This window comes from Actinorhabdospora filicis (assembly GCF_030269765.1).
GTDB lineage: Bacteria > Actinomycetota > Actinomycetes > Mycobacteriales > Micromonosporaceae > Actinorhabdospora > Actinorhabdospora filicis.
Window position 1 is genome coordinate 190,287 of the sequence record NZ_BSTX01000005.1, and the last position, 24,171, is coordinate 214,457.

At 71.6% G+C, this 24,171-nt stretch carries 24 protein-coding genes; 12 read left to right on the forward strand and 12 right to left on the reverse strand.

Going from position 1 to position 24,171, the window contains the following annotated elements; all coding sequences use genetic code 11:
• The first annotated feature begins 18 nt into the window (after nucleotides 1-18).
• From QSK10_RS30050 to QSK10_RS30060, 3 genes are read left to right on the forward strand one after another with little or no spacing between them, the layout of a single operon-like run.
• Complete coding sequence (locus QSK10_RS30050) at nucleotides 19-828, forward strand: DUF1028 domain-containing protein (RefSeq protein ID WP_285666746.1); 810 nt, start codon at nucleotides 19-21, stop codon at nucleotides 826-828.
• On the forward strand, nucleotides 825-1,415 hold the full coding sequence (yidD, locus tag QSK10_RS30055; RefSeq protein WP_285666747.1) for a membrane protein insertion efficiency factor YidD: 591 nt from the start codon (nucleotides 825-827) through the stop codon (nucleotides 1,413-1,415). The genes QSK10_RS30050 and yidD overlap by 4 nt, the downstream gene beginning before the upstream one ends.
• 24 nt (nucleotides 1,416-1,439) lie before the next feature.
• Nucleotides 1,440-2,375 (forward strand): alpha/beta hydrolase, encoded by a 936-nt coding sequence (locus QSK10_RS30060; protein ID WP_285666748.1) that lies wholly within the window; start codon nucleotides 1,440-1,442, stop codon nucleotides 2,373-2,375.
• Nucleotides 2,376-3,064: 689 nt separating this feature from the next.
• On the opposite strand, the gene QSK10_RS30065 is transcribed toward QSK10_RS30060, so the two are convergent.
• From QSK10_RS30065 to QSK10_RS30090, 6 genes are all read right to left on the reverse strand, one after another.
• A complete protein-coding gene (locus tag QSK10_RS30065) occupies nucleotides 3,065-3,325 on the reverse strand; it encodes a hypothetical protein (RefSeq protein ID WP_285666749.1) in 261 nt (86 codons plus the stop codon).
• A 28-nt stretch (nucleotides 3,326-3,353) separates the two neighbouring features.
• On the reverse strand, nucleotides 3,354-4,154 hold the full coding sequence (locus tag QSK10_RS30070; RefSeq protein WP_285666750.1) for an HAD family hydrolase: 801 nt from the start codon (nucleotides 4,152-4,154) through the stop codon (nucleotides 3,354-3,356).
• Complete coding sequence (locus tag QSK10_RS30075; RefSeq protein ID WP_285666752.1) at nucleotides 4,155-4,970, reverse strand: HAD family hydrolase; 816 nt, start codon at nucleotides 4,968-4,970, stop codon at nucleotides 4,155-4,157.
• 295 nt (nucleotides 4,971-5,265) lie between these two features.
• Nucleotides 5,266-6,075: an HAD family hydrolase gene (locus QSK10_RS30080; RefSeq protein WP_285666754.1), complete on the reverse strand. Its 810-nt coding sequence runs from the start codon at nucleotides 6,073-6,075 to the stop codon at nucleotides 5,266-5,268.
• A gap of 21 nt (nucleotides 6,076-6,096) precedes the next feature.
• The gene (locus QSK10_RS30085; protein ID WP_285666756.1) at nucleotides 6,097-6,564 is read right to left on the reverse strand and encodes an ASCH domain-containing protein; all 468 of its coding nucleotides are present in this window, start codon (nucleotides 6,562-6,564) and stop codon (nucleotides 6,097-6,099) included.
• Between the two features lie 445 nt (nucleotides 6,565-7,009).
• Nucleotides 7,010-7,156: a hypothetical protein gene (locus QSK10_RS30090; protein WP_285666758.1), complete on the reverse strand. Its 147-nt coding sequence runs from the start codon at nucleotides 7,154-7,156 to the stop codon at nucleotides 7,010-7,012.
• A gap of 527 nt (nucleotides 7,157-7,683) precedes the next feature.
• Between QSK10_RS30090 and QSK10_RS30095 the strand changes: the two genes are divergently transcribed.
• Entirely contained in the window at nucleotides 7,684-8,634 is a 951-nt protein-coding gene (locus QSK10_RS30095; RefSeq protein WP_285666759.1) for an alpha/beta fold hydrolase, read from the forward strand.
• 1,478 nt (nucleotides 8,635-10,112) lie between these two features.
• Here QSK10_RS30095 and QSK10_RS30100 read toward each other — a convergent pair.
• On the reverse strand, nucleotides 10,113-10,742 hold the full coding sequence (locus QSK10_RS30100; protein ID WP_285666761.1) for a bacterial proteasome activator family protein: 630 nt from the start codon (nucleotides 10,740-10,742) through the stop codon (nucleotides 10,113-10,115).
• 11 nt (nucleotides 10,743-10,753) lie between these two features.
• Nucleotides 10,754-11,548: an enoyl-CoA hydratase-related protein gene (locus tag QSK10_RS30105; protein WP_285666762.1), complete on the reverse strand. Its 795-nt coding sequence runs from the start codon at nucleotides 11,546-11,548 to the stop codon at nucleotides 10,754-10,756.
• A 53-nt stretch (nucleotides 11,549-11,601) separates the two neighbouring features.
• Here QSK10_RS30105 and QSK10_RS30110 point away from each other — a divergent pair, with 53 nt between their 5' ends.
• Nucleotides 11,602-12,711, forward strand: a complete 1,110-nt coding sequence (locus QSK10_RS30110; protein ID WP_285666764.1) for a MerR family transcriptional regulator — start codon at nucleotides 11,602-11,604, stop codon at nucleotides 12,709-12,711.
• A 4-nt stretch (nucleotides 12,712-12,715) separates the two neighbouring features.
• Complete coding sequence (locus tag QSK10_RS30115; RefSeq protein ID WP_285666765.1) at nucleotides 12,716-13,264, forward strand: GyrI-like domain-containing protein; 549 nt, start codon at nucleotides 12,716-12,718, stop codon at nucleotides 13,262-13,264.
• A 121-nt stretch (nucleotides 13,265-13,385) separates the two neighbouring features.
• Here QSK10_RS30115 and QSK10_RS30120 read toward each other — a convergent pair whose 3' ends face one another.
• Nucleotides 13,386-14,789: a peptidoglycan DD-metalloendopeptidase family protein gene (locus QSK10_RS30120; RefSeq protein ID WP_285666766.1), complete on the reverse strand. Its 1,404-nt coding sequence runs from the start codon at nucleotides 14,787-14,789 to the stop codon at nucleotides 13,386-13,388.
• 399 nt (nucleotides 14,790-15,188) lie between these two features.
• Between QSK10_RS30120 and QSK10_RS30125 the strand changes: the two genes are divergently transcribed.
• Nucleotides 15,189-15,836 carry a trimeric intracellular cation channel family protein gene (locus QSK10_RS30125; protein WP_285666767.1) on the forward strand — a complete coding sequence of 216 codons (648 nt, stop codon included), beginning with the start codon at nucleotides 15,189-15,191 and terminating at the stop codon, nucleotides 15,834-15,836.
• Between the two features lie 1,058 nt (nucleotides 15,837-16,894).
• Here the strand turns inward: QSK10_RS30125 and QSK10_RS30130 are convergent.
• The gene (locus QSK10_RS30130) at nucleotides 16,895-17,458 is read right to left on the reverse strand and encodes a TetR/AcrR family transcriptional regulator (protein ID WP_285666768.1); all 564 of its coding nucleotides are present in this window, start codon (nucleotides 17,456-17,458) and stop codon (nucleotides 16,895-16,897) included.
• Between the two features lie 115 nt (nucleotides 17,459-17,573).
• Here QSK10_RS30130 and QSK10_RS30135 point away from each other — a divergent pair, with 115 nt between their 5' ends.
• Together QSK10_RS30135 and QSK10_RS30140 are read left to right on the forward strand one after the other, a co-directional pair.
• Nucleotides 17,574-18,059, forward strand: coding sequence for a cupin domain-containing protein (locus QSK10_RS30135; protein WP_285666769.1), 486 nt, complete (start codon nucleotides 17,574-17,576; stop codon nucleotides 18,057-18,059).
• Nucleotides 18,060-18,168: 109 nt separating this feature from the next.
• Nucleotides 18,169-18,612, forward strand: coding sequence for a VOC family protein (locus QSK10_RS30140; RefSeq protein ID WP_285666770.1), 444 nt, complete (start codon nucleotides 18,169-18,171; stop codon nucleotides 18,610-18,612).
• A 139-nt stretch (nucleotides 18,613-18,751) separates the two neighbouring features.
• On the opposite strand, the gene QSK10_RS30145 is transcribed toward QSK10_RS30140, so the two are convergent.
• Nucleotides 18,752-19,099 carry a metallopeptidase family protein gene (locus QSK10_RS30145; RefSeq protein ID WP_285666903.1) on the reverse strand — a complete coding sequence of 116 codons (348 nt, stop codon included), beginning with the start codon at nucleotides 19,097-19,099 and terminating at the stop codon, nucleotides 18,752-18,754.
• 59 nt (nucleotides 19,100-19,158) lie between these two features.
• On the opposite strand from QSK10_RS30145, the gene serS reads away from it, so the two are divergent.
• Nucleotides 19,159-20,415, forward strand: a complete 1,257-nt coding sequence (serS, locus tag QSK10_RS30150) for a serine--tRNA ligase (protein ID WP_285666771.1) — start codon at nucleotides 19,159-19,161, stop codon at nucleotides 20,413-20,415.
• Nucleotides 20,416-20,911: 496 nt separating this feature from the next.
• Here the strand turns inward: serS and cpt are convergent, their stop codons facing one another.
• Entirely contained in the window at nucleotides 20,912-21,457 is a 546-nt protein-coding gene (cpt, locus tag QSK10_RS30155; RefSeq protein ID WP_285666772.1) for a chloramphenicol phosphotransferase CPT, read from the reverse strand.
• A gap of 303 nt (nucleotides 21,458-21,760) precedes the next feature.
• Here cpt and QSK10_RS30160 point away from each other — a divergent pair, with 303 nt between their 5' ends.
• Together QSK10_RS30160 and QSK10_RS30165 are read left to right on the forward strand one after the other, a co-directional pair.
• Nucleotides 21,761-22,348, forward strand: a complete 588-nt coding sequence (locus tag QSK10_RS30160) for a PadR family transcriptional regulator (RefSeq protein ID WP_285666773.1) — start codon at nucleotides 21,761-21,763, stop codon at nucleotides 22,346-22,348.
• Entirely contained in the window at nucleotides 22,345-23,538 is a 1,194-nt protein-coding gene (locus QSK10_RS30165) for an FAD-dependent oxidoreductase (protein WP_285666774.1), read from the forward strand. Before QSK10_RS30160 ends, QSK10_RS30165 begins: the two co-directional genes overlap by 4 nt.
• Nucleotides 23,539-24,171: the final 633 nt, after the last annotated feature.

A 24,171-nucleotide genomic window follows, 5' to 3' on the forward strand; every position in this document is an offset into this window, starting at 1 on the left:
GCCGCCTATCCTCCCCGCATGACCTTCTCCATCGTCGCCCGCTCGGCCGACGGGACCATGCACGGCGTCGCCGTCGCCTCCAAGTTCCTCGCCGTCGGCGCGGTCGCCCCCGCCGCCGAGGCCGGAGTCGGCGCCGTTGCCTCCCAGGCGCACGCCAACCTCGCCTTCCGCCCGCAGGCCCTGGCGTTCCTGGCCACCGGCACGCCCGCCGCCGAGACCATCGCCGGGCTCGTCGCCTCCGACGGCGGCCGCGACCACCGCCAGCTCGGCGTCGTCGGCACCGACACCGCGGCCACCTTCACCGGCGCCGAATGCCTCGACTGGGCCGGTGGCGAGGCCGGGGACGACTTCGCCGTCCAGGGCAACCTGCTCACCGGGCCCGAGGTCGTCGCCGGCATGGCCGCCGCCTGGCGCGACAACCCCGAACTCCCCTTCGCCGAGCGCCTCCTGGCCGCCCTCACCGCCGGTGACGAGGCGGGCGGCGACCGCCGCGGCAAGCAGTCGGCCTCGGTCTACGTCGTCGGACGCGGCCTCGGCCTCGGCGGCGCCAGCGACGTCGCCGTCGACCTGCGCGTCGACGACCACCCCGAGCCCGTCGCCGAACTCGCGCGGCTCCTGCGCGTCCACCGCCTGCTCTTCGACCGCGCCGACCCCGACACCCTGCTGGACCTGACCGGCGAGCTGGCCGGAGAGGTCGCCGCGCTGCTGGCCGCCAAGGGCTTCACCGGCGAGGGCGCGCTGGACACCTGGGCCGGCATCGAGAACTTCGAGGAGCGCCTGGTGCCCGGCAAGATCGACCCCCTCCTCCTAGAGCAGCTGCGCGGATGATGAAGCGCGGATGGCGCCTCGGCCTGGCGATCGGCGCGCCCTTAGCCGCCGTCGCGGCGATGATCACGGCGTGGCTCCTCTGGCTGCGCCCCCGGCGCGTCGACGTGGGCGGCGGCGGTCCCGACACCGGCGAATCCGGCGGCGACATCGGTACGCCCGCCGCCCAGGGCGGCGCGGAGAACCCCGCGCCGGAGCCCGGGAAGGGCGGCGGCTGCGATCTCGACCTGAACGCCTGCGCCGACGACGCCTGCGACGAGCAGACCTGCGACAACACCTCCTGCGGCGAATACGGCTGCCACATCGAAGGCTGCTCCGGCGGCACCGCGATCGCCGTCCCCCTGAGCCTGGCCGCCCGCTTCGGCGGCAGCGGACCCATGGCCGCCCGCCTGGGCCGGTCCGCGATCACCCTCTACCGCCGCTGGTCGCGCCGGACCCGCCCGCGCTGCCGCTACGTCCCCACCTGCAGCGCCTACGGCCTCGCCGTCGTCGAACGCCACGGCCTGGCCACCGGCGCCCGGCTCGCGCTGGCCCGCGTCCGCCGCTGCACACGCGACGTGCCGCGAGGCACCCAAGATCCCCCGCCGTGAGTTACCGAGGGGTAAGAATGACGTGTGGAAACCGATCACCTGGGCCCCGACTACCGCGCCGAGACCATCCCCCTCGGCCGTGACGCCGAGGGCGAACTCGTCGCCACCCTCGTCGAGCGCGCCGACAACCCCCCCTCGGGCCCGGCGGTCCTCTACGTCCACGGGTTCGTCGACTACTTCTTCCACCCGCACGTCGCCGACTTCTACCGCGACCGCGGCTTCGCCTTCTACGCCGTCGACCTGCGCCGCTCCGGACGCTCCCTGCGGCCCGGCCAGACGCCGTACTTCATGTCCTCGATCGAGGAGTACTACCCGGAACTGGAGCAGGCGGTCCGCCGCATCCGCGCCCGCCACGAGAAACTCGTGATCAACGCCCACTCCACCGGCGCGCTCGCGGCGGCCGTTTGGGCCGACTCGGTGCGCGGGCGCGGCCTCATCCACGGCATGTTCCTGAACAGCCCCTTCCTCGCCCTCAACGCGCCCCCACTGACCCGCGCCGTGGGACGCGTGTTCTCCCCGCTGCTGGGCAAGCTGTCGCCGAAGATGCGCGTCCCGGTCCCGCTATCGGGCGTCAACGCCATCTCGCTGCACAAGGACCACCACGGCGAATGGGACTTCTCCCTCGACTGGAAGCCCGTCACCGGCCTCCCCGTCCACATGGGATGGCTCGGCGGCGTGGTCAAGGCCCAGGCGAAGGTCCGGCGCGGGCTGCGCATCGACGTGCCGATCCTGGCCGCCGCCTCCACCGCGTCCTACAAAGAGCCCGGCTGGTCCCCGCAGGCGCAGCGCGCCGACGCCGTCCTCGACGCCGACGTCATCGCCGCCCTCGCGCCCCGCCTCGGACCCGACGTGACGGTCGTGCGGATCCCGGATGGCATGCATGATCTGGCGTTGTCCGGTGAGGCTGCCCGTACCCGCTTGTTCAAGGAGCTCGGCGAGTGGCTTGACGAGCGTTTTTAGGGTTTTGGGGGGAGATTTAGGAGTAGGGACCCGAGAGCGCTGCCGCCCGCCAGGCCCAGCCCCTGTTGCGCCACCTCTCCCATCACCCTCAGTCCGAGCGCGGGCCGTCTGGCTTCTCGCCTTCCCCCGCGGATCGACCGTCCTTTATTCGCCACGTCGGCGCTATGTCACGGTCGCCGTCTGGTCAGGGCTTTCAGCCCTAGGACCTGACCAGGGGTGCGGCCCCTGGACGCCGGACCTCTCTCGGGAGGCGTCTCCTCCTCTGGCCGGCTGGTACGACGCTGAACGAGGAACCCCGGGGTGTCAAGACGGAAGAGCTGTCTTGACACCCCGGGAACCCTCGTTCCAAGAACACGTCTGGCCGACCGACGGAGGATCCACCTCTCCTATCCCGAGACAGCCCCCGCACAAGCTGGTCCCGGGCCCGTGTTGTCGTGCGTCACCGGCTTGTCTTCAGCCCGGCTCTAAAACAACAAGCTCTCGTCCCCACCCGGGTTTTGACCCCGTTGCCAGCCAGTCGCTTCGCCCGGCTTCAAGCCGCACGAGGCTACGCATCGCACCCGGCTCTGCCCCGCGTCTCAGCCCTGTCTTCGGGCGGGCTTCGTGCACGGGCTATGTGGGTGGCCCGGGTCTTGCCCTCGTCGCCCGCCGGTCAACTCGCCCGGTCCCGTCCTGCCCGCCCGGCTGGCCTAGTCCCCGCGCTTCTCCGGCCGCTTCCCCGATTGCCACCACGCCAGCGCGTCCTGGATGTCCTCTTCCCACGCCGGGAGCTTCTCCTGTCCGTGCGGGTAGTTCAGCAGGTGCACCAGTGCGTTCGTCACGCCCGCTTCGGCGTCGGCGTCGCGGATGTGCGCCAGCACGGGCCATGCCGTGCTGATCGCGGCCATTTCCTCGCGGGTGAGGGCCATGAGCGTGCTGAACTCGGTGTCGGTGAAGTATGGGCCGTGCACTGTTGCGTGGAGGCAGTCGGCGATGACGTCAGCCGAAGATCTTCTCCAGGAAGCGCGCAACTCCGTCCTCCAGGTTCGATTCCGTGTGGTCGGTCGCGGCGGCTTTCACTTCGGGGTGGGCGTTGCCCATTGCCACTGATCGTCCGGCCCAGGCGAACATCGGGAGGTCGTTGCGGGCGTCGCCGAAGACGAGGACGTCTTCGGCCGCTACTCCCAGTCTTTCCGCTACGAAGGCGAGTCCGGTGCCTTTGTCGTGGCCGGGTGGGCAGAGTTCCACGTAGCCGATGCCGGCTTCGGTGAGCATGCAGGTGCTCGGGGGGATGAGGCGTTTGGCGGCGGTGTAGACGACGTCGATGTGGGCGGTTCGGCTGCGGACGAAGGCTTTCAGGGCGGGGGTCGCGAGTGCTTCGGCGCGGGTGACGGGGTTGAGCTGGATGCGCCAGGGCCAGTCGTTCGGGACGGGGTCGGCGACGAGGGGGCTGTCCTCCAGGCCTTCGACGACCAGTTCGAGCGGTCCGACTTCGTCCTCCAGTGTGGACACGACGTCGGCGAGGACGGTGCCGCCGAGGGAGGCGCCGAGGAGGCGTTCGGGGCCGTTTCCGTTGAGGTGGAAGACTTGCGCGCCTTGTCCCATGACGAGGTAGGCGGCCTGAGGGATCTCGGCGTGGGACATGGCCAGCAGGCGGGGGCCGCGGCCGGTGATGCCGACGAGGGGGACGCCGAGGTCGTTCAGCCGGGCTAGCGCTGCCTTCGTCCGCGGGCTGGTGGTCTCATCGGGGAGGAGGACGGTGCCGTCCATGTCGGTCGCGACGAGTTTCGGTGTGCGCATTCAGAACCACCTCGCCAGAACCCGGGCCACGCCGTCGTCGTCCACTGTGGAGGTGACTTCGTGCGCGGCGTCCTTGATCGACGGGGCGGCCTGCCCCATCGCCACTGCGTGACCGGCCCAGGCGAACATGGGCAGGTCGTTGGCGGAGTCGCCGAAGACGATGGTCTCGGCGGCGGTCACTCCGTAGTGCGCGGCGACGAGGTCGAGGCCGCTGGCCTTGGTGGTGTGGGCGGGACCGACGTCCACCCAGCCGTTGAAGCCGACCTCGGCGTGGTAGATCGACACGTCCAGGCGGGCGCCGTCGGTGGCGGCCTGGGCGCGGGGGCAGCGGGGTCCGGCGCCGTAGGGGTTCTGGCTGGGGACGCGCGCCACGAGCCGCGAGGTGGGCATCGCGGCCAGCTCGTCGAGGGAGAGGGTGTGCAGCCACACCGACTCGAAGTCGCGGGGGAAGTCGGTGGTGGTGACCCAGCCGTCGGCGCCGTACTCGACGGCGAAGGTGACCTCGGGATCGGCGGCGCGGTAGGCGCTGATCGCGGCGGCGGGGTCCATGAGGATGCGGTGGGCGGTGGCGCGGGCGGCGAGGTCGTAGACGACCGCCCCGTGCGAGACGACGTGCAGCCCGTCGGTGAGCTGGAGGTCGTCCATGGTCCGCAGGGTGCTCCAGAGTGCGCGCCCGGTGGCGACGGCCACGGGGACACCGGCCGCGCGCACGGCCTTCAGGGCGGTGATGGTCGCCGCAGAGGGCCGGGTGTGGGCGGAGGAGTGCCCCACGACGGTGCCGTCGAGATCGATGACGACGAGTTTCGGCCTGTCCATCACTAGACATTACCGACACGCGGGTTAACGGGCATAGATCATTCGGGCGTTGTGTGCGCCACGGTCGGGGGAACTTCCGCCCACGTGACAACCGTGTTCAGCGCCGCGAGGGACGGTCCGCGCGGCGCCGTGGACGCGGTCCGGGCCCCGCGAAGTGTCCGGCAATGCCGCCGCACGGCCGATTCGGGTGGGCCGGGCGATCGGCGATGGCGGGGACGCGGCGAGCGCGCGACCGCGTCAGGTCACCGCGATCCGGCCGGGTGGCGTGCGCATGGTCACAGCTGACTAGTTCGCGCTAGTCGAACCAGCGGCCCAGCACGGCCGCCACGCCGTCCTCGCCGATCGGGGGCGCGACCTCCTGCGCGACGGCCTTGAGCTCCTCGCGTCCCTGCCCCATCGCGACGCCGATGCCCGCCCATTCGATCATCGGGAGGTCGTTCAGGGAGTCCCCGAACGCGATGACGCCGGACGCGTCGACGCCCAGCTCCTTGGCCACGCGCGCGAGCCCGGTCGCCTTGTCGTTGCCCGCGGCGACCACCGCCGTCCAGCCGTTGCGGCCGACGTGGGCGCGATAGCGGGACGGGTCGAGCTCGGCGAGGGCCGTGGCGGCCTCCGAGTGGGGGCACAGGTCGGCTTCGCCGTAGGTCCCGTCGCAGTCGACGCGCACGCCCAGCACCGTGCCGGGCGTGCGTCCCAGCTGCTCGTGGGAGGCGCGTCCCAGCCACACGGTGTCGTACACGTGCGGGTAGTCGGGGCACGTGAGCCAGCCCTCGGCGTCGTGTTCGAGCGCGAACGTGGCGCCGGGGGTGCGCAGGTAGCCCTCGATGGCCGCGCCGGGTTCCATCTCGGCGCGGTGCGAGACGCGTCCCCGCGCGTCGGTGACGACCGCGCCCTCGGTGTACACGTGCGGCCCGGGACCCAGGCCCAGCGCCTCGACCGCGCGCCGCGAGTCGACCATCGTCCGCGCCGTCACGACCACGACCGGGACCCCGGCGCGGCGGGCGGCGTCCAGCGCGGCGAGCGTCGCGTCCGACGCCGGCCCGTGGAAGCCGCCCGGGAAGATGACGGTGCCGTCGAGGTCGATGGCGATGAGGCGAGGGGTCATCGACCAATCGTAGGCACGGGGCTACGCGCGGAGATCGGCCACGAGCCGGAAATGCTCCAGGACCAGCGGGGTGTCCTCGTCGACGGTGAACGCCGGATCGCCGAACTCCAGCCGCTGCTCGGTGGAGTGCCAGTCGATCTCGTGCGCCGCCCGCCACTCGGCGACCGACATGTGCCCCTCGCCCTCGTCGATGCAGTGCGGAAGGTCCACATTGGCCAGATCGGTGAAGCGGATCGACATGGTCTCGATGATCGCCACGGGAACCCCGTGCGAATCGATCACCACCGACCGGTCACCGACCTGCCGCGGCTCCGTACCCGTCGCGGCGTAACCCTGGAGGAGCGAGGTGGTGGAGGTCTTCGAGCCGTCCAGGACCGCGGCGACCAGCCTGTCGCGGAGCGGGCCGGGCCAGGAGAACTCGATGACGGGATGCGCGGGTTTCCCGGACGCGCTCGTGGATGCGGGAGATGCAGTTGTGGTGGACGACATAGTGCAACGGTAGACCGTGAACGCTCACGCGCTGCGCGATGGTGTGCGGGAACGCGCGGAGCCGGGGGAAACGGGGCACCTGTGCGCCGGTGGGTGGTTGGAACGTGTGCGGAACCGGATTCCGCTTCCGGGATGGGGACGGGTGGCTGGAGGGGTGGTGACGGTGGGTGAGGGAGGGGCGAGGGGGTCGGAGTCGGAACCGGATTCCGCTTCCGGTTCCGGTTCCGTGAGTTTCGCGTGGTGTCACTCGCCTTCTCTGCTTCTTGCCCAACTTCTTGCCCAACCCGGTCCCGCCGTCTTGCCCGCCCCGGCTCTCTCCGCCTCGCCCACCCCAGGTTCCTTACGTCTCACCCGCCCCAGGCTCCTGCCCACTCCGGTTCCCATCGCCACACCCACCGCGGTTCCCTCCGCTTCACCCGGTTCGCCCACTCCGGCGTCCGCCACCTCACCCACCCCCAGGTCCCTCCGCCTCACCCGGCTTGCCCAGTCCGGTCTCCGCCACCTCGCCCGCCCTGGCTTCCTCCATCTCGCCCGCCTCGCTCACCCCGGCTTCCGCCACCTCGCCGCCCTCGGCTCCCATCGCTTCGCTCACCTCACCCACCCCTGGCCTCCGCCACCTCATCGGTTCGCGTGAGCACGTCGCCGTCGACCCCGGGGGAGCAGGTGATGGCATCGTGGCGTGTCCGGGCGAGCGTTCCCGGCCTCCCTCAAGAGCGGTCGGCGCCTTGTCCTTGACCACCGTCCGCCTTCCGGAAGCGGATTCCGTTTCCGGCCGACTTCACGGGGGGGGGGGGGGGGGGGGGGGGGGGCGACGGTCGGCGTCCTGGTCCTGGGGTCCCCTCTCGTCCCGCACCGCGCACTCCACACCCCGCACCCCGCCCTGCACCGGGCTCCGCTGCTCCACCCTGCTCCGCACCCGGCTCCGCCGCTTCACCCCGCCCTGCCGCTTGGCCCCACCCGTCGCTTCACCCCGTCCAACGCGCCCGAATCGCCTCCCACGGCCCGGTGAGCAGCCGAAACGACCTCCGTGCGAGTCCCGGTCCCCGTCCCGATCTCGTGTCAGGGTCCGTGACAGGCCCGGGACAGGTCCGTGTCAGGACCCCCACCGATAGTTGCCGCATGACTGAGAACCAGACCTCCCCGGCCACCGACTCCACCACTCCCACCGCCCCCACCTTCGGGTCGAGCGCCCCGCCGCTGGGTGCTTTCGCCGAGATCGACGGCCGCCGCGTGTTCGTCCACCGAGAGGGCGAGGGCGGTCCCGCCGTGGTCTTCCTCCCCGGCGCCAGCGCGATCGGCTTGAACTACTACGGCCTGCAGCGCCGGGTCGCCGAGTTCACCACCGCGGTGATCTACGACCGCGGCGGCAGTGGCTACAGCGACTCCATGCCGTTGCCGCGTTCGGCGGAGGACGTTGCGACCGAGCTGCGGGACCTGCTGCACGCCCAGGACATCCCGGCCCCGTACGTCCTGGTGGCCCACTCCCTCGGTGGCGCCTACGCGCAGCGTTTCGCCCAGCTGTTCCCCGATGAGGTCGCCGGCCTGGTCTGGCTGGACGCCTTCCACAGCGACTGGGACGACTACATGCCCGAGGAGGCGAGCATCGCCGCCGGTGAGCGCATGGCCCCGCCCGTCGAGCAGCTGCGCCAGGCACTGCCGTTCATCCGCGACTTCGTGGCCGAGACCTACGCCGACTACCCCGCGGACCTCCGCGACGCCGTCGTCGACTACCACCAGAGCGAGACGTGGGTCCAGGTCGGCCACGCCGAGCGCGGCACCATGACGCCCCTCGTCGCCGAGCTGAAGGCCGGACCGGGCTTCCCCGACGTCCCCCTGATCGCCCTCACCCCCCTCGCCGTCGACCCCAACCAGGCCGCCCTCATGTCCGAGGAGACCCTCCAGGCCATCCACGACGGCAAGACGAACCTCTACCAGGCCCTCGCCGACTCCGTCCCGCACGGCGAGCACCGCGTCCTCACCGACGCCAACCACAGCCAGCTGATCACCGAACGCGCCGACACGATCATCGAGGCGATCCGCGACATCGTCACCCAGGTCAACGCCGCCTGACCGAACCGAGCCGAGCAATCAGAACCGACCGATCAGAGCTGATCAGACAGGGTTGACCACTCAGAGCTGACCGGGATCGCCACCACGACCCCGGGAGAGAGCCGCCGCGCCACGGATGTCCGTTCGGACCCGTGGCGCGGCGGCGTTTCCGGCCGATCGCGGAGGGCCGGGAGATTCGGCTTTCACCGCTGGCTTTTCGGCTCGCCGGGCGACCGAAGCGGAACCGGAACCGGAACCGGATTCCGCCTCCGGCCCCGCTCTCCCGCCTGTTCACCCGCCCACGTGCCCACCCGCCCGCCCGCCCCAACTGATTGCCCCGGGACTTGTCGGCTCGCTTCTCCGACCGCTCTCCCGCCGCACTCGCATCACGGCCCCACCCGCCCACACCCCACTTGCCCCACCCGCTCGCCCGCCCCAACCGCTCGCCCCAGGACTCGCCCGCCTGCTTCTCCGACCGCCCTCCCGCCTCACCGCCCCACCCGCCCGCTCACCCCAACCGCCTGCCCCGGGACTTGTCGGCCCGCTTCTCCGACGGCCCTCCCGCCTCATCTGCCGACGTCCCGGTCGCCACGCGCTGCCCGCCGCCGACCAGTCCACCCGTCGACCTGCCAGCCCGCCTGCCGGTCGGCCCGCTCACCTCTCGTTCGCCTGCCGCCCCGCACTCACTCGGCCGCTTCTCCGCCGCTCCACGTCCCCGGCCGTTCGGCCGGTGGTTCGCCGGGGTGAGAGCCCGCGATCTCGGCCCTGCCGCGGTGCGTCCCGAGCGGTGCACCGCCTTCCGCGAGTCGAGCGGGCTCCCGGTCCGGCCTCGACCGTCGGTCCCGTTCCGCCGGATCCAAGTGCGTGGACCGGCGAGCGCGGCGGTGTGCCCGTTCGGAGAACCCGATGCCCGCAGCTCCCTCTATCGGTGCCGCCCGCCCGGTCGTCGATCACACGAGCGAGCCGGTCGATGAACGGCGGTGTTCCGGGTTCGATGAACCGCTCGCGGGATGTTCGCGTTATGGCGAGGCGTTTCGCGCCAACCGGCCGTGCACCCGGGAAACGGCCCAACCGGCCGTCCGGCCGTCCGGCTGCCGGGCCACAGGGCCGCCGGGTCAGCCGTCCGTCCCGCGCGCAATCCACCGTCGGCAAGAAGAAGCGGCGGCGACACGAAGAAACGGCGGCGAGTCGCGCTCGCCGCCGTTCTCGTCGTTCGTCACCGGACTCGCCGAACCCCCGCCGGCTGGCGGGTGGCGACCCGGGCGGGTCACCCGCCGGGCGCTGTTGGCGCCGGGAATGACCACGTCCTTGTCGAGTGGCGACCCGGGCCGGTCACCCGCGGGCAGGCTCGGCCGGGTAGGGCAGGGTCGTCCGGAGTCGGGCGTCCATGCCCGGTGGTCGCACTAGGAGCCTGACCGGTGCCTGACCGGTACATGGCAGGTGTCTGACCGGCGCCCGGATCAGGTCCGCGAACCGGGCACCCGACTCAAGCGCCCGGGCTACAGGTACTGCCCGTGCCCCTTGTCCTCGTCGTCTTCCTGCTTCGACGTCGCGGCCAGGGCCGCCTGGAGTCCGGCCGGGAGCTGTCCCTGCACGACGGCGGGGCCGCCGGGGAGGGCGGGCATCGTCCGGCGCATCTGCTCCAGCTGCATGCGCGCCGCCATCTGCTGGGCGACGAGCGCGGCCTGGATGCCGTGGAAGAGGCCCTCCAGCCAGCCCACCAGCTGGGCCTGCGCGATGCGCAGCTCCGACTCCGACGGCGTCTCGTCCTCGGCGAAGGGCAGGGAGAGGCGCTCCAGCTCCTCGCGGAGCTCGGGGGCGAGGCCGTCCTCAAGTTCGGCGATCGACTTCGCGTGGATCTCCTTCAGGCGGCGGCGACCGGCCTCGTCCAGCGGGGCGGCGCGCACCTCCTCCAGGAGCTGCTTGATCATCGAGCCGACGCGCATGACCTTCGCGGGCTGTTCGACGAGCTTCGCGGGGTCCTCGTGGTCTTCGTCGTCCACATCGCCGCCGACGGGCATGGTGCCGATGGGTTGCCCGTCGGGCCCGACCACGACCACCGTGCGGGGCTTGGCCTCGGGCTCGGAGGTTTCGTCGCGGGGCTCGATCTCCGGCTCAGTGTCGGTCATGCGTGTCTCCCTCACCTGTACGGTCGGTAGTCCGGCGCGCGCTTCTCCGCGAAGGCCCTGGCCCCCTCGGCGGCCTCGTCGGTGTGGCTGAACACCTCCAGGCCGTCGAACGCCACGTGTGACAGTCCGCCCAGGTGATCCGTGTCGGCGTTGAACGAATGCTTCAGGAAGCGTAGCGCGGTCGGGGATAGCGCGTTGATCTTCGCCGCCCACGCGGCGGTCGTGTCCGCCAGGTCCGGACCGGGTACGACCTCGTTGACGAGTCCCCAGTTCAGCGCGGTCGCCGCGTCGATCAGCTCGCACGTGAACCACAGCTGCCGGGCGCGCTTCTCGCCGATCACGCGCGCCAGGTACGCCGAGCCGAATCCGGCGTCGAAGCTGCCCACCCGGGGACCCGACTGGCCGAACCGGGCGTGCTCGGCGGCGACCGTCAGGTCGCACAGCACGTGCAGGACGTGCCCGCCGCCGACCGCGACGCCGTTCACCGACGCGATGACCGGCTTCGGCACGTCCCGGATGATCCGGTGCAGCCGCTCGATCTCGAAGGTTCCCCACTCGGTGGGCCCGTAGGAGCCTGTCTCGGCGCGCTCTTTGACGTCCCCGCCCGCGCAGAACGCGCGCTCGCCGGCGCCGGTGAGGACGATGGCGCCGACCTCCTTGTCGGCCCAGGCGTGTTTGAAGGCGCTGATCAGTTCGTCGACGGTCCGCCCGCGGAAGGAGTTCATCCGCTCCGGCCGGTCGATCGTCACCCACGCGGTCGCGTCGCGGACCTCGTAGCGGACGTCGCTGAATTCCGATGGCTGCATGGGACTTGAGTATTCCTGGACTCGGCCACGATGGGAGGGTCCATCGTTGGGGCGTGGACGAGTTGACCATCGGGCGGTTCGCGCGGCTGTGCCGGCTGAGCGTGAAGCAGCTGCGGCACTACGACGAGCTGGGCCTGCTGACACCCGCGCGCGTGGACGCCTTCACCGGCTACCGCTATTACACGCGCGCCCAGGCCAGGGACGCACTGACCATCGCGCTGCTGCGCGAGGCGGACGTGCCCCTGCCCGGCATCCGCGCGGTCCTGGCCGCCCCGGACCCCACCGTCGCGCTGACCACCGAACGCGACCGGCTCGCCGCCCGCATCGAACGCGACCGCGAGCGCCTGGCCGTCCTGACCCGCCTGGCCTCCGGTGCGACGCACGAGATCACGCTGGTGGACGAGCCCGCGCTCATCCTGGCCTTCGAGTCGGGCACCACGACCGTGGACGGACTGGGCGCGACCGTCGGGCACCTCATCGGGACGCTCCTCGGCCGCACCCACGCCTGGCGGCCGCCGATGTGGGGACTGTTCCCGCTGGACATCGCCGACGGCATGACGGTGACGGTGGGCGCGGAGCGGGTGGAAGGGGCGGCGGCGGGCCCGGGGGTGACAGAACCGGAATCCGGTTCCGGATGGAGAGGGTGGCCGGTGGAACCGGAATCCGGTTCCGGCTATGCCGCTGACCCCGATCCCACGTTCGGCCCCGGTTCGCCCCACGGGCTCGCCGACGGGTCGCAGGCGGGCGGGGCGCTCGGGTGTGAGGTCCGGGCGACCGGGGTGGAACCGGATTCCGATTCCGGTTCCGTTTCGGGTTTCGGCCCTCCCGGTCGCGGGTCGCACCTGGCGGAACCGGATTCCGCTTCCGGTCCATCCGGCCCGGTCCGCCCCACCCCCGCGCCCCTCGTCCTCCCCGCCACCCGTGCGGCCGTGACCCTCCACCACGGCCCGTACAACCAGCTGTCCCTGGCCTACTACGCCGTCCTGTCGTGGATCCACGAGCGCGGACTGCGGCCGGTGGGCCCGGCGCGGGAGTCCTACCTGGTCACCCCGGGCGAAGCCGCGCCCGAGGAGCTGATCACCCGCGTCGTCATCCCCGTGGAGGACCCGAACTCCAGGCCAGAACCGACTCCCGCACCAGACCCGAACCGCACCGAGGAGTAGCCCCATGACCGACCCCTACAAGGCCACCGCGAAACCATCCCTGGCCGACGTCCCCGAGGCCCCGTACCTGATGGTCGATGGCGTCGGCGCCCCCGCGTCCGAGGAGTTCGCCACCGCCGTAGGCGCGCTGTACCGCTGCGCGTACGCCGTCCGCGCGCTCCGCCCGGTCAAGGAGAAGGTCCGCCCGCTCTCCGGTCTCTGGCAGGGCGACCACCAAGGCGATCGCGCCGACTGGAAGTGGACCATCATGATCGAGCTGCCGTCCGATGTGGACGCCGAGCTCGCCGCGCGCGCCCTCGAAACCGCCGCCAAGCAGGGCCCGATCGGCGGCGTCCGGCACGAACGCTGGGCGGAGGGCACGGTCGCCCAGATCCTCCACGTCGGCCCGTTCAGCGAAGAACTGTCCACCGTTGAGCGCCTGATGGCCTGGATCGCCGAGCAGGGCCTGCGCGTGTCCGGACTCCACCACGAGGTCTACCTGTCCGACTTCCGCAGAGTGGACCCCGCCAAGCAGCGCACGATCCTCCGGTACCCGGTCTCCAGGGACGCCTGAAGCCCGCCCGGAGTCCACAGTGGCCGAAAGCGACCGGGCCGCCCCGGAACACCCCGATCCATGACGGGCCAGGGCGTTCCGGGACGACCCGGGTCGTCCGATCACGTCATCGCGGCACGCCCTAGGGCGCGCCCACCGAGTACCAGCCGTTCCACGTCGTCCCGTCGCCGGTGTCGTTGACCCAGACACCGCCGTCGGTCCCGCGCACCGCCAGGTGCAGGCTCTTCGTCGCCTCCGACCACGCCAGCGAAGGCGCGCCGACGGCCTCGCCGCCGATCGAGACCCACGTCCCGTCCTCGTTCGGCGACCAGTCGGTGATCCACACCGCGCCGTCCTTGCCGCGCGCGGCCACGTGCAGCGTCTTCCCGTCCGGCGCCCACACGATCGAGGGCGCCGACGTCGTCTCGCCCCCGGCCGACTTCCAGTCCCCGAAGTCCTTGCCGTCCTTCGCCGACGCCGCCCACACCTTCCCGTCGGCCCGGCGGACGGCGACGGTGAGCGACTTCCCGTCCGGCGACCACGCCAGGTCCGCGCCGGACGCCGCGCGCTCGCCGACGGTCCGCCACTCGCCCCACTTGTCCTTCTCGGTCCACTCGCGCAACCGGATCGTCCCGTCGGCGCCGCGCGCGGCCACCGTCAGGCGCTTCCCGTCGGGCGACCAGGCGATCGCGGGCGCCGAGGCGGCCTCCCCGCCGATCGAGTACCAGCCGGAGTTGCCGCTCGCGGCGTTCCAGTCGTTGACCCACACGGTCCCGTCGGTGCCCTGCGCGGCGGTGTAGAACGCCGAGCCGGACGGCGTCCACGCCGTCGCCGGTCCGGACGCCATCCAGCCGCCGACGGGGTACCAGGGCGCGATGCGCGTCGCCGAGGAGTTCGTGACGCCGATCTGGCCGTCCTTGGTGCGCGCCGAGATGAACAGCGACTTCCCGTCCGGCGTGAACGACAGACCGGGCACGTCGGCGTCGGTGCCGACACCGCTGCCGCCGTCGCAGTTGCGGGAGGTCAGCTCCTGCCCGTGCCCCACCCACACCGACAGGCTCAGGCCGTCGATGACCGAGGAGACGGTGTTGGACGGGGATCCGGCCCACTGCTGGTAGTGCAGGTGCGGGCCGGAGGAGTCGCCGGTGGAGCCCACGTGGCCCAGGACCGCGCCCTGCGCGACCTCCTGGCCGACGGTGACGTCCGGGCGCTCGATCATGTGCAGATAGGACGTGCCCCAGCCGTTCTCGTGGGCGACGTTCACCATCCAGCCGCCGCCGTTGTCCCAGCCCGCGAACGTGACCCGGCCGGCGGCGGAGGCCAGGATCGGCTGACCCGCGCTCGGCGCGCCCTTGAGGGTCAGGTCGAGGCTGTTGCTGTTGGGTTTGTGGCCGTTGTACGTGTTGGCCGTCCACGTCTGCCCGCAGTCGAACGGGAGCTGGAAGGCGGGCCGGTCACCGGTGGCGTTCGCCGCTGGTGGCACGAACAGGACGGCGGCCAGCACGGCGGGGATGATCGCGAACGGGGCACGGGACTTTCGGGGCACGCTCTCTCCTCGGGCGGTCGGAAGAAGGCTGTCGTGAGGATGAAGCCTGACACACCGATCCGAAGAGCGGCGGACTACTAAGTGACGCACGGGTGGACCCGTTCGGTTGCCGGAAACCGCCGCCGATGGCTCGGGGGAAGGGAGGTGTGCCCGATCGGGAAGGTTTTGCGGACGCCGGACGCTCGACACCGGACGGGTGACGCCCAACGGCCGACGTTTGATGCCCAACGGTCGCCTCACCCGTGTCCGGCCAGCCGCTTTCGGCCGGGCTCGTGGGTGATCGCTTGAACCGCGCGACCGTCCCCGACCCGGCCGGACCACGCCGTCCACGTCCCGGCGCCCCGGAGCGGACCACCGGCTCCCTGAACTGGGCGGGTGCCGATCGGGAAGACTCCTCGGGTGACCACCGACCTGTTCCACCCCGCGTCCCAGCACGTCGCGGAAATCGTGGGCATCTTCGTGTTCGCGGTGACGGGAGCGCTGCTGGCGATCCGGCGCGGCTTCGACGCCGTGGGGATAGCGGTGCTGGCGCTGGTGACCGCGCTGGGCGGCGGCGTCCTGCGGGACCTGGTGCTCAACCAGTCCCCGGCGGCGTTCGCGGACCTGGGGTACCTGGCGACGCCGTTCGTGGCGGCGGCGGTGACGTTCTTCCTGCATCCGGCGCTGTCGCGGCTGATGACGGTGTTCACGTGGTTCGACGCGGCCGGGATGGCGCTCTTCTGCGTGACCGGGACGATCAAGGCCCTGCTGGCCGGACTCGGTCCACTGTCGGCGGCGCTGCTCGGCGTGCTCACCGCCGTCGGCGGAGGCGTCATGCGCGACCTGATCGCCGCCGAGGTGCCGCGCCTGGTCCGCGCGGAGGAGACGCTCTACTCGGTGCCCGCGTTCGGAGGAGCCCTCGCGGTGGTGGCGATGGCGGCGGCGGGGTGGCTGCGGCCGTGGAACGCGCTGATCGTGGCCGGAACGGTGTTCGCGCTGCGGATGCTGGCGGTGCGCTTCGCGTGGCGGGCGCCGGTGGCCTGGGGGACGCGGCGGCCGCCGGGGTGAGGCGTGCCCGCCGCTGGCGGTGGGACGAGGGGGCGCGGCTTCGGGGGTGGTCGGGCGCAACGCGTTCGTGCTTGTGCCCTCGACGGCCTCGACGGCCTCGATGCGCCCGATGCCCCCGACGACCGCGTCCCGGCTCACGCCCACGATCCGCGCGTCCCCGTACCCGCCCTCGACGGCCTCGACACCCGCGATGCCGCTCACATCCGTGGTCCCCGCATCCCCTGCTCACGCCCGCGATCCCAGCTCACGCCTGTGGTTCCCGGGGCCTTGCCAACGCCCTCGGTGCCCGCGCCCCGGCTCACGCCCGCGATCCCCACGTCGGGATCGCGGTGAACACCGCGCCATCGGCGTCCCTCGCGGGCCCGGTTCGGATCACCCACGGCTTCGACACCACCGGGGCCCTGTCTCCCCGCTGACCTGCCCCGATCTGGCCCGGATCGGCCCGGCTTGGATCGCGTTGGCCAACGCTGGTGCGGTCGCCGCCCTAACCGCGCGTACGCCCGCTCGCCCACCCGTACACCGCCCGCAGTACGGCTCGATCGCTGATCCGGAAGCGGAATCCGGTTCCGCCCGCAGCTCTCGCCCGCAGCTCGCTCGCACGTGTCAACCGACCTGATGGCCCGTCAGCCCGTCAGCCCGTCAGCCCGTCAGTCCGACGGCCCGTGAGCTCGATGGCCCCTCAGTCCGCCGAGGAAGCCGGAAGCGGATTCCGAATCCGGTTCCGTTTCGCGTTGCGAGTGCCCACGTGATCCCGCGTCCCGAACCGCCCTGCGATGGGCCGACTAATCGCCATCGACTAATCAGCAACCACTCGAACGTCACCGCCGACCGAGCCCGATGCCCGCCCACCGGCCGCCCGCCCTCCCGGCACGCGCCGAGCGGCCCGTTGCCTGCCCACCGGCCGCCCGCCGACCATCCTCCCGGCACGCGCGAGCAGCCCGGCGCCGCCCCGGGCGGTCGCCGCGCCCGATACCCGCCCGCTCACCGGCAGCCCGTCGACCACCTCGCCGACACGCGCGAGCGGCCCGGTCCCGACCGGGCGGTGTCGGGTGTCCGTCCTAAAGCTCCTCTTCGGCCTCGTACGCGTCCGGTGCCGGGGGACGCAGTCCCCGCACGGCGATCGCGAGGTAGCGCTGCCAGTCGCCGCCCCAGCGGATGACGGCGGAGAGTCCCGCGAGGACGAGGTCGATGTCCGACAGCGGGGTGTCGAGGCGGATCTCACCCGTTTCCTGGGCGATCTCCAGCATGGCGCGGACGACCTTCTCCAGCGCCTCGCGCGCCGGGCCCTTCGGCTCGGTGGTGCCGTGGCGGGATTCGATCGCGCGCGACAGTCCCCGGTCCTCGGCCAGGATCGCGCCGACGTGGAACAGGTAGCGGATCAGGCCGTCCCCGGGGCCGAGGTGATACGCGCGGGCGTACTCCTCGATCTCGGCGAATCGCGCGTCGGCGGCGGCGTCGATGAGCGCGTCGCGGCTGGGGAAGTGCCGGTAGACCGTCCCGACGCCGACACCCGCGGCTTTGGCGATCTCGGGCATCTGCACGTCGGGGCCGACGGCGCTGAAAAGGGCCCGCGCGGAGGCGAGCACGGCTTCACGGTTGCGCGAGGCGTCGGAGCGGGGCATGGCGGATCTGTCCTCCGGGGGAGTACGGTTCGAAGCGGAAACGGAACCGGATTCCGGTTCCGTTTAGGGTCTGGAACCGGAATCCGGTTCCGTCTGACGACGGGAGTGCGGGCATATGTCCGAGAATCGTTTCACCCTGCTGCGGACGGGCGAGGTCCGCCCCGGGCGCGTCAAGGTCCCACCGGCCTTCGCGGTGAAGGTGCGCGCCGATGACGTCGAGGGGAGGTTCTCACTCCTCGAAGTTACGGTCGCGCGGCCGATCCCGATGCACCGGCACGAGTGGGCCGACGAATACGTGTACGTCCTGGAGGGCGAGCTGGCCGCCGAGTACGGCGGCGAGGTTCACATCGTCCGCGCCGGGGAGTCGGTGTTCCTGCCCAAGGGGGAGCTCCACGCGCTCCGCAGCGCGGGGGAGCGTCCGCCGCGGGTGATCCAGGTGAGTTCCCCCGGCGGCTGGGAGTGCTTCGTCGAGGACCTGGTGGAGGCCGGTCCGGTGACCGCCGGTGGCGCCTTCGATCCCGTCCGGCTCAACGAGATCGGCGCGAAGTACGGCATGCGCTACCTCGTCCCCGGCGAGGAGGAGCCGGTGGGAACGGCGTAGTCGCTCCTTTGTGGATCGCCGGGCGGGCATGATGTGCGAAGTCCCGCCCGGCGCGACCGGCCGAGGTCGGCCGAGGACGCCGGGCACGTCCCGGCACAGGAGGACCGGCATGACGATTCAGCGCCTGGAGAACGTGGGCATCGTGGTCGACGACCTCGCCGCGGTGACCGAATTCTTCGTGGGCCTCGGCCTCAAACGCCTCGGCGGGGACCTCATCGAAGCCGACTGGGTCGACCGCATCGTCGGCCTCGACGGCGTCCGCGTGGAGATCGCGATGCTGGAGACCCTCGACGGCCATGGACGTCTGGAGCTCATGCGGTTCCACCACCCCGAGACCCTCGGCGACGACCGGAACGCCCCGCCGAACACGCACGGCATCCGCCGCCTCGCGTTCGTCGTCGACGACGTGGACACGGCAGTGGCCGGGCTGCGGGAGCGCGGAATCGAGCTCGTCGGGGAGCTCGTGGTCTACGAGGACGTCTTCAAGATGTGCTACGTGCGCGGCCCCGAGGGGATCATCGTGATGCTCGCGGAGGAACTGCGCCGGGAGTGAGTTGGGGGCCGGGTCGCGTTCGCGGGGCCGGGTCGTGCGGGTGGCCGGGCCGGGGTGGTCCACGGATGAGGCGCGTGTCCGGAACCGGAATCCGGTTCCGGACGCCCACCACACCGTCCACCCCGAAGCCCTCCGGCCGCTACCCCCACCCCAGCTCGTGCAGGTGCTCGTCGTCGATGCCGAAGTGGTGGGCGATCTCGTGGACCACCGTCACCGCGACCTCTTCGACGACGTCCTCGTCGGTCTCGCAGATGCGCAGGATCGGGTTGCGGAAGATGGTGATCTTGTCGGGCAGGACTCCGCCGTAGTCCCAGCCCCGGTTGGTGAGGGCGACTCCCTCGTAGAGGCCGAGGAGTTCGGGTCCGCCGGGCGGCGATTCGTCCTCGACGACTATCGCCACGTTGCGCATCATTCGCCACAGCTTGTCGGGGATCTCGTCCAGCGCGTCGGCGACGAGTTCCTCGAACCTCTCGCGATCCATCTCCACGGCCACGACACCAGTTAACTCGGATGCACTCGCGAAATCCGCCTCGATACCCTGTCCGCATGATTGATCTGCGCATTCTCCGCGAGAACCCGGACCTGATCCGCGCCAGCCAGCGTCTCCGCGGTGCGTCCGAGTCCTCCGTGGACGCGCTGATCGACGCCGACGCCGCCCACCGCCGCGCGCTGCACGCGTACGAGGAGCTGCGCGCCGGGCAGAAGACGCTCGGCAAGCAGGTCGCCGCCGCCAAGGGCGACGAGAAGGCCGAACTCCTCGCCCGCACCAAGCAGCTGTCCGCCGACGTGAAGGCCGCCGAAGCCCTCGTCACCGAGACCGGCGACGCCGTCAAGGCCGCGCAGATGGCCGTCCCCAACATCGTCGAGGACGGCGTCCCGCCCGGCGGCGAGGACGACTTCGTGGTCCTGCGCAACGTCGGCGAGCCCCGCAAGCTCGACAAGGTCCGCGACCACCTGGAGCTCGGCGAGCTCCTCGGCGCCATCGACATGGAGCGCGGGGCGAAGGTCTCCGGCTCGCGGTTCTTCTTCCTCACCGGCCAGGGCGCGATGCTGCAGCTCGGGCTGCTGAACCTGGCGATCCAGCGCGCCCTCGCCAACGGGCTCACGCCGATGATCACCCCCGTCCTCGTGCGCCCGGAGTCGATGGAGGGCACCGGTTACCTCGGCGAGCACGCCACCGAGGTCTACTACCTGGAGCGCGACGACCAGTACCTCGTCGGGACCTCCGAGGTCTCGCTCGCCGCGTACCACTCGGGCGAGATCCTGGACCTGAACGCGCCCAAGCGCTACGCCGGCTGGTCCTCGTGCTTCCGCCGCGAGGCCGGCAGCCACGGCAAGGACACGCGCGGCATCATCCGCGTCCACCAGTTCGACAAGGTGGAGATGTTCTCCTTCTGCAAGCCCGAGGACGCCCAGGCCGAGCACCTCCGCATGCTGCGCATGGAGGAGGAGATGATGGCCGCGATCGAGGTCCCCTACCGGGTGATCGAGACCGCCGCCGGAGACCTCGGGACCTCGGCGGCGCGCAAGTTCGACATCGAGGCGTGGTTCCCCTCGCAGGAGCGGTACCGCGAGCTGACCTCGTCGTCGAACTGCACGACCTTCCAGGCGCGCAGGCTGAATGTTCGTTACCGGGACGAGGAGGAACGCTCGCAGATCGCGGCGACCCTCAACGGCACCCTCGCGACGACCCGCTGGATCGTGGCGATCCTGGAGAACCACCAGCAGGAGGACGGCTCGGTCGTGGTGCCGGAGGCGCTGCGGCCGTTCGTGGGGAAGGACGTGCTGGAGCCGGTCGCTTAAGGGCGTTTGGACGCCGGTTGGATGTGCAGCGGCGGCCCGCTTCGGCGGGTCGCCGTTTTCGTGCCCGGATGTGCGGGGAGCGTGTCGAGAACGCCAACGACACCCCTGCACACGCGGGCTCACCCCGCGCATACGCGGGACCACATCGCCTTCGACGAGGCCCAGGACGCGGACCCTGGCTCACCCCCGCACGCGCGGGGAGCACTGCAGCACCTCCCGGGTGTACTCGGGATACCAGGGCTCACCCCCGCACGCGCGGGGAGCACGTATTCGGAGACCAGAGCAGGGAGCACGAACTCGGCTCACCCCCGCACGCGCGGGGAGCACGTGTACCCCGGGCTGAAGCAGTACTCGAAGGACGGCTCACCCCCGCACGTGCGGGGAGCACACTTCCTGACCTGCGCTGCGATCCGGCTACCGGCACGCTTTGCTTCACTTGCGTTCGGCAACCTGTGCGCGAGCGAGTCCACTGCTCGCCCACCGCTCGCCCACCGCACTAATTCTGGCCGAGGTGCTCCGCGATCATCCGGGCGCATTCGATCGACTCGTTCTCGCCCGTGTCGACCTCGATGTCGTACTCCACGCCCCGGTGGACCATCTCCGCCTGCTGGACGGCCATCCCTCGTTGCCTGTCGCCGCGGGCGATCTCGCGTCCGGCCGCGATCTCCGGGGCGCAGCGCACGCCCACCCAGAGCGCGTCGAGTTCCGCCTCTTCCAGGACCTCGCGCCATCTGCGCTGCGATTCCACACCGCTCAGGAACACGTCGTCGATGATCACGGGGGTTCCGGCGCGGGCGGTCGCGGCGACTCCGGCCATCCAGCCCGCTTCCAGGCGGCGGAAGTCGGGGCCCACGCTCACGCCACCTTCGGCGTCGACGTCGATCCCGTCGCCCGATCCCTCCATCGAGGCCGGGAGCGAGTCGATGAACGCGTCGATGCCGGTCGCCAGCCAGGGCTCGGGGAGCACCGCCTGGAGGCAGCGGGAGAGTCCGGTCTTCCCGGAGCTGGATCCGCCGTTGAGGATGATCACCCGTTTGGTCACCGCGTCACCCTAGGGCCCGGCTCTCCTCGCCCGGAACCGATTTGCGGTGCGCGCACGGCCCGCTTCGGCGTCGCACCAGCGTGTCGGCGATCGTGGTCGGACACAGTCCGCGTCAACCGGTCCATGCTGATCAACCCATGCCAACCAACCCACGCCAACTGATCAGTGCTGGCCAATCGGTACCGAGCAGCCCGTCCTGACCAAACCCGTCCTGACCAACCCATCTCAACTAGTCGTTGGCGATTAGTTGACGCTGACTAGTCATTCATGAATAATCCATAGTGGCCATTCAGGGAGGCCGACATGTCCCGCCCCACCAACCCGCTCGCCCTAGCCGTCCTCTCCTATCTCGTTCAGCGGCCGATGCATCCCTACGAGCTGTCCACGACCCTCCGGGATCACGACGACGCGCGCAGCATCAAGTTCAATCACGGCTCCCTCTACATGGTCTTCAAGCAGCTGGACAAGGCCGGGCTCATCCGTCCGCTCGCGGTCACGCGGGAGGGCGCGCGGCCCGAGCGCACTACCTACGAACTCACCGACATCGGCCGCGCCGAACTCCACGACTGGCTCGCCGAGCTCGTCGGCGAACCCGTCTTCGAGTACCCGCGCTTCGTCACCGCGCTGTCCCTGATCGGCGTGCTGCCACCGGACGAGGTGGTCGAGCTGCTCACCGATCGGCTCGCCGCGCTGGGGCGCTCCGAAACCGAGATCCAGGGCCTGATCGACGGCAGCGGCACGCACCCCCTCTTCACGATCGAGGAGGAGTACCGCCTGGCGCAGGTCCGCACCGAGATCGCCTTCGTCGAAGGCCTCATTCAACGCATCACCGATCCCGAGCGCGGCTGGGCCGCGCCCTGGGTCGCCTTTCACCAAGGAGACAACCCATGAACCGCAGCATGAAAGCCCTGGTCATCGGCGGCGGCATCGCCGGGCCCGTCGCGGGCATCGCCCTCGAACGCGCCGGCATCGACGCGGCCGTCTTCGAGGCCTACGACGCCACCGCCGACGGCGTGGGCGGCGCGCTCGGCTTCGCCCCGAACGGGCGCGAGGCCTTAGCGGCCGTCGGCATCGACATCGAACCCATCGCGGAGGACATGGACGCCTTCGTGATGCTGAGCTGGACGGGCAAGGTCCTCGGCGAGTTCGCCCCGCCGCCGGACCTCCCCAAGCAGCGGATGCTGTGGCGCACCGACCTGTACCGCCTGCTCTACGACACCGCCGCCGAGCGCGGCGTCCCCATCGTCCACGGCAAGCGCCTGACCGGGCTCACTCAGGACGCCGACGGCGTCACCGCCGCGTTCGCCGACGGCACCACCGAGCGCGGGGACGTGCTGATCGCCGCCGACGGGATCCGCTCGGCCGTCCGCGCGCTCATCGACCCGCACGCGCCGGCACCGCGCTACTCGGGGCTGCTCGGGTTCGGCGCGCGCGTGCCCGGGGAGGGCCTGGACTCCACCCGCCGCAAGATGCACATGGCCTTCGGGAAGCGCGCGTTCCTGGGCTGGTCGGTCACCGAGGACGGCGAGGCGGGCTACTTCATCAACCTGCCGTGGAAGCGGCCGATGTCGGCCGCCGAGGCGAAGGCCGTGCCGCCCGCGGAGTGGCTGAGGCACCTCGCCGCCGCGGTCGCCGACGACCGCACGCCCGGGCCCGAACTCGTCCGCCGCACCCGGCCGGAGGACCTTCTCGTCACCGGCGCGCTGGAGGACGTCCCGACCGTCCCCACCTGGCACAAGGGACGCGTGGTGCTCATCGGGGACGCCGCGCACGCGACGTCCCCGAGCTCGGGTCAGGGCGCGTCGCTGGCGGCGGAGTCGGCGGTGATGATCGCCCGCTGCCTCCGCGACCTGCCCTACGAGCGGGCGTTCCCGGTGTTCGAGCGGATGCGGCGCGAGCGCGTCGAGCGGATCATCGCCATGGCCGCCCGCACCAACCAGAACAAGGCGGCCGGGCCGGTGGCGCGCGTGATCCGCGACCTGGTGATGCCGCCGCTGATGCGCCGGGCGGACCCGAAGCGGTTCACCTGGCAGTTCGAGCACACGGTGGACTTCGAGGCGCCGGCGGTGGCGGGGGTTTAGGGGGACGGGGTGGAGCTCGGCGGGGGCGGGCCCGGCCTGGTGGGCTCGGGATGGAGGCGCCGAAGCCACGCGGCTCAGCTGTGGCGGGGACGGGGACGCGGGCGGGGACGGGGACGGCCCGGCCGTGTGCCATGCCCTCTGGCGTGCGAGTGGGGATGACGCATGAGGCCGACAGCAGGCCGGCACATCCCCGGGGCGGTCGGAGTGCTTCGAGTACACCGAACCTCCGCCCACCGCGCCGAGTACGGCCGGGCGACGGAGCGCGCGAACGGCGAAGCGCGGCGACCTGGCCCCGGTCCAGCGCATGAGCGATGGGCCACGGTGAGCAGATCCTCGGCGGCTGCCCGCGCGTGTGGCGTGGCGCGGGCCCCGGCCCCGGCCCAGCGCATGAGCGATGGGGCACGGTGACCAGATCCTCGGCGGCGGCCCGCGTGAGTGGTGAGACGTGGTTGCCGGGATCCGGCCCTGGCTCCGGTCCAGCGCATGCGGGATGGGCCAGGGTGAGCAGATCCTCGGCGGCGGCCCGCGTGAGTGGTGAGACGTGGTTGCCGGGATCCGGCCCTGGCTCCGGTCCAGCGCATGCGGGATGGGCCAGGGTGAGCAGATCCTCGGCGGCGGCCCGCGTGAGTGGTG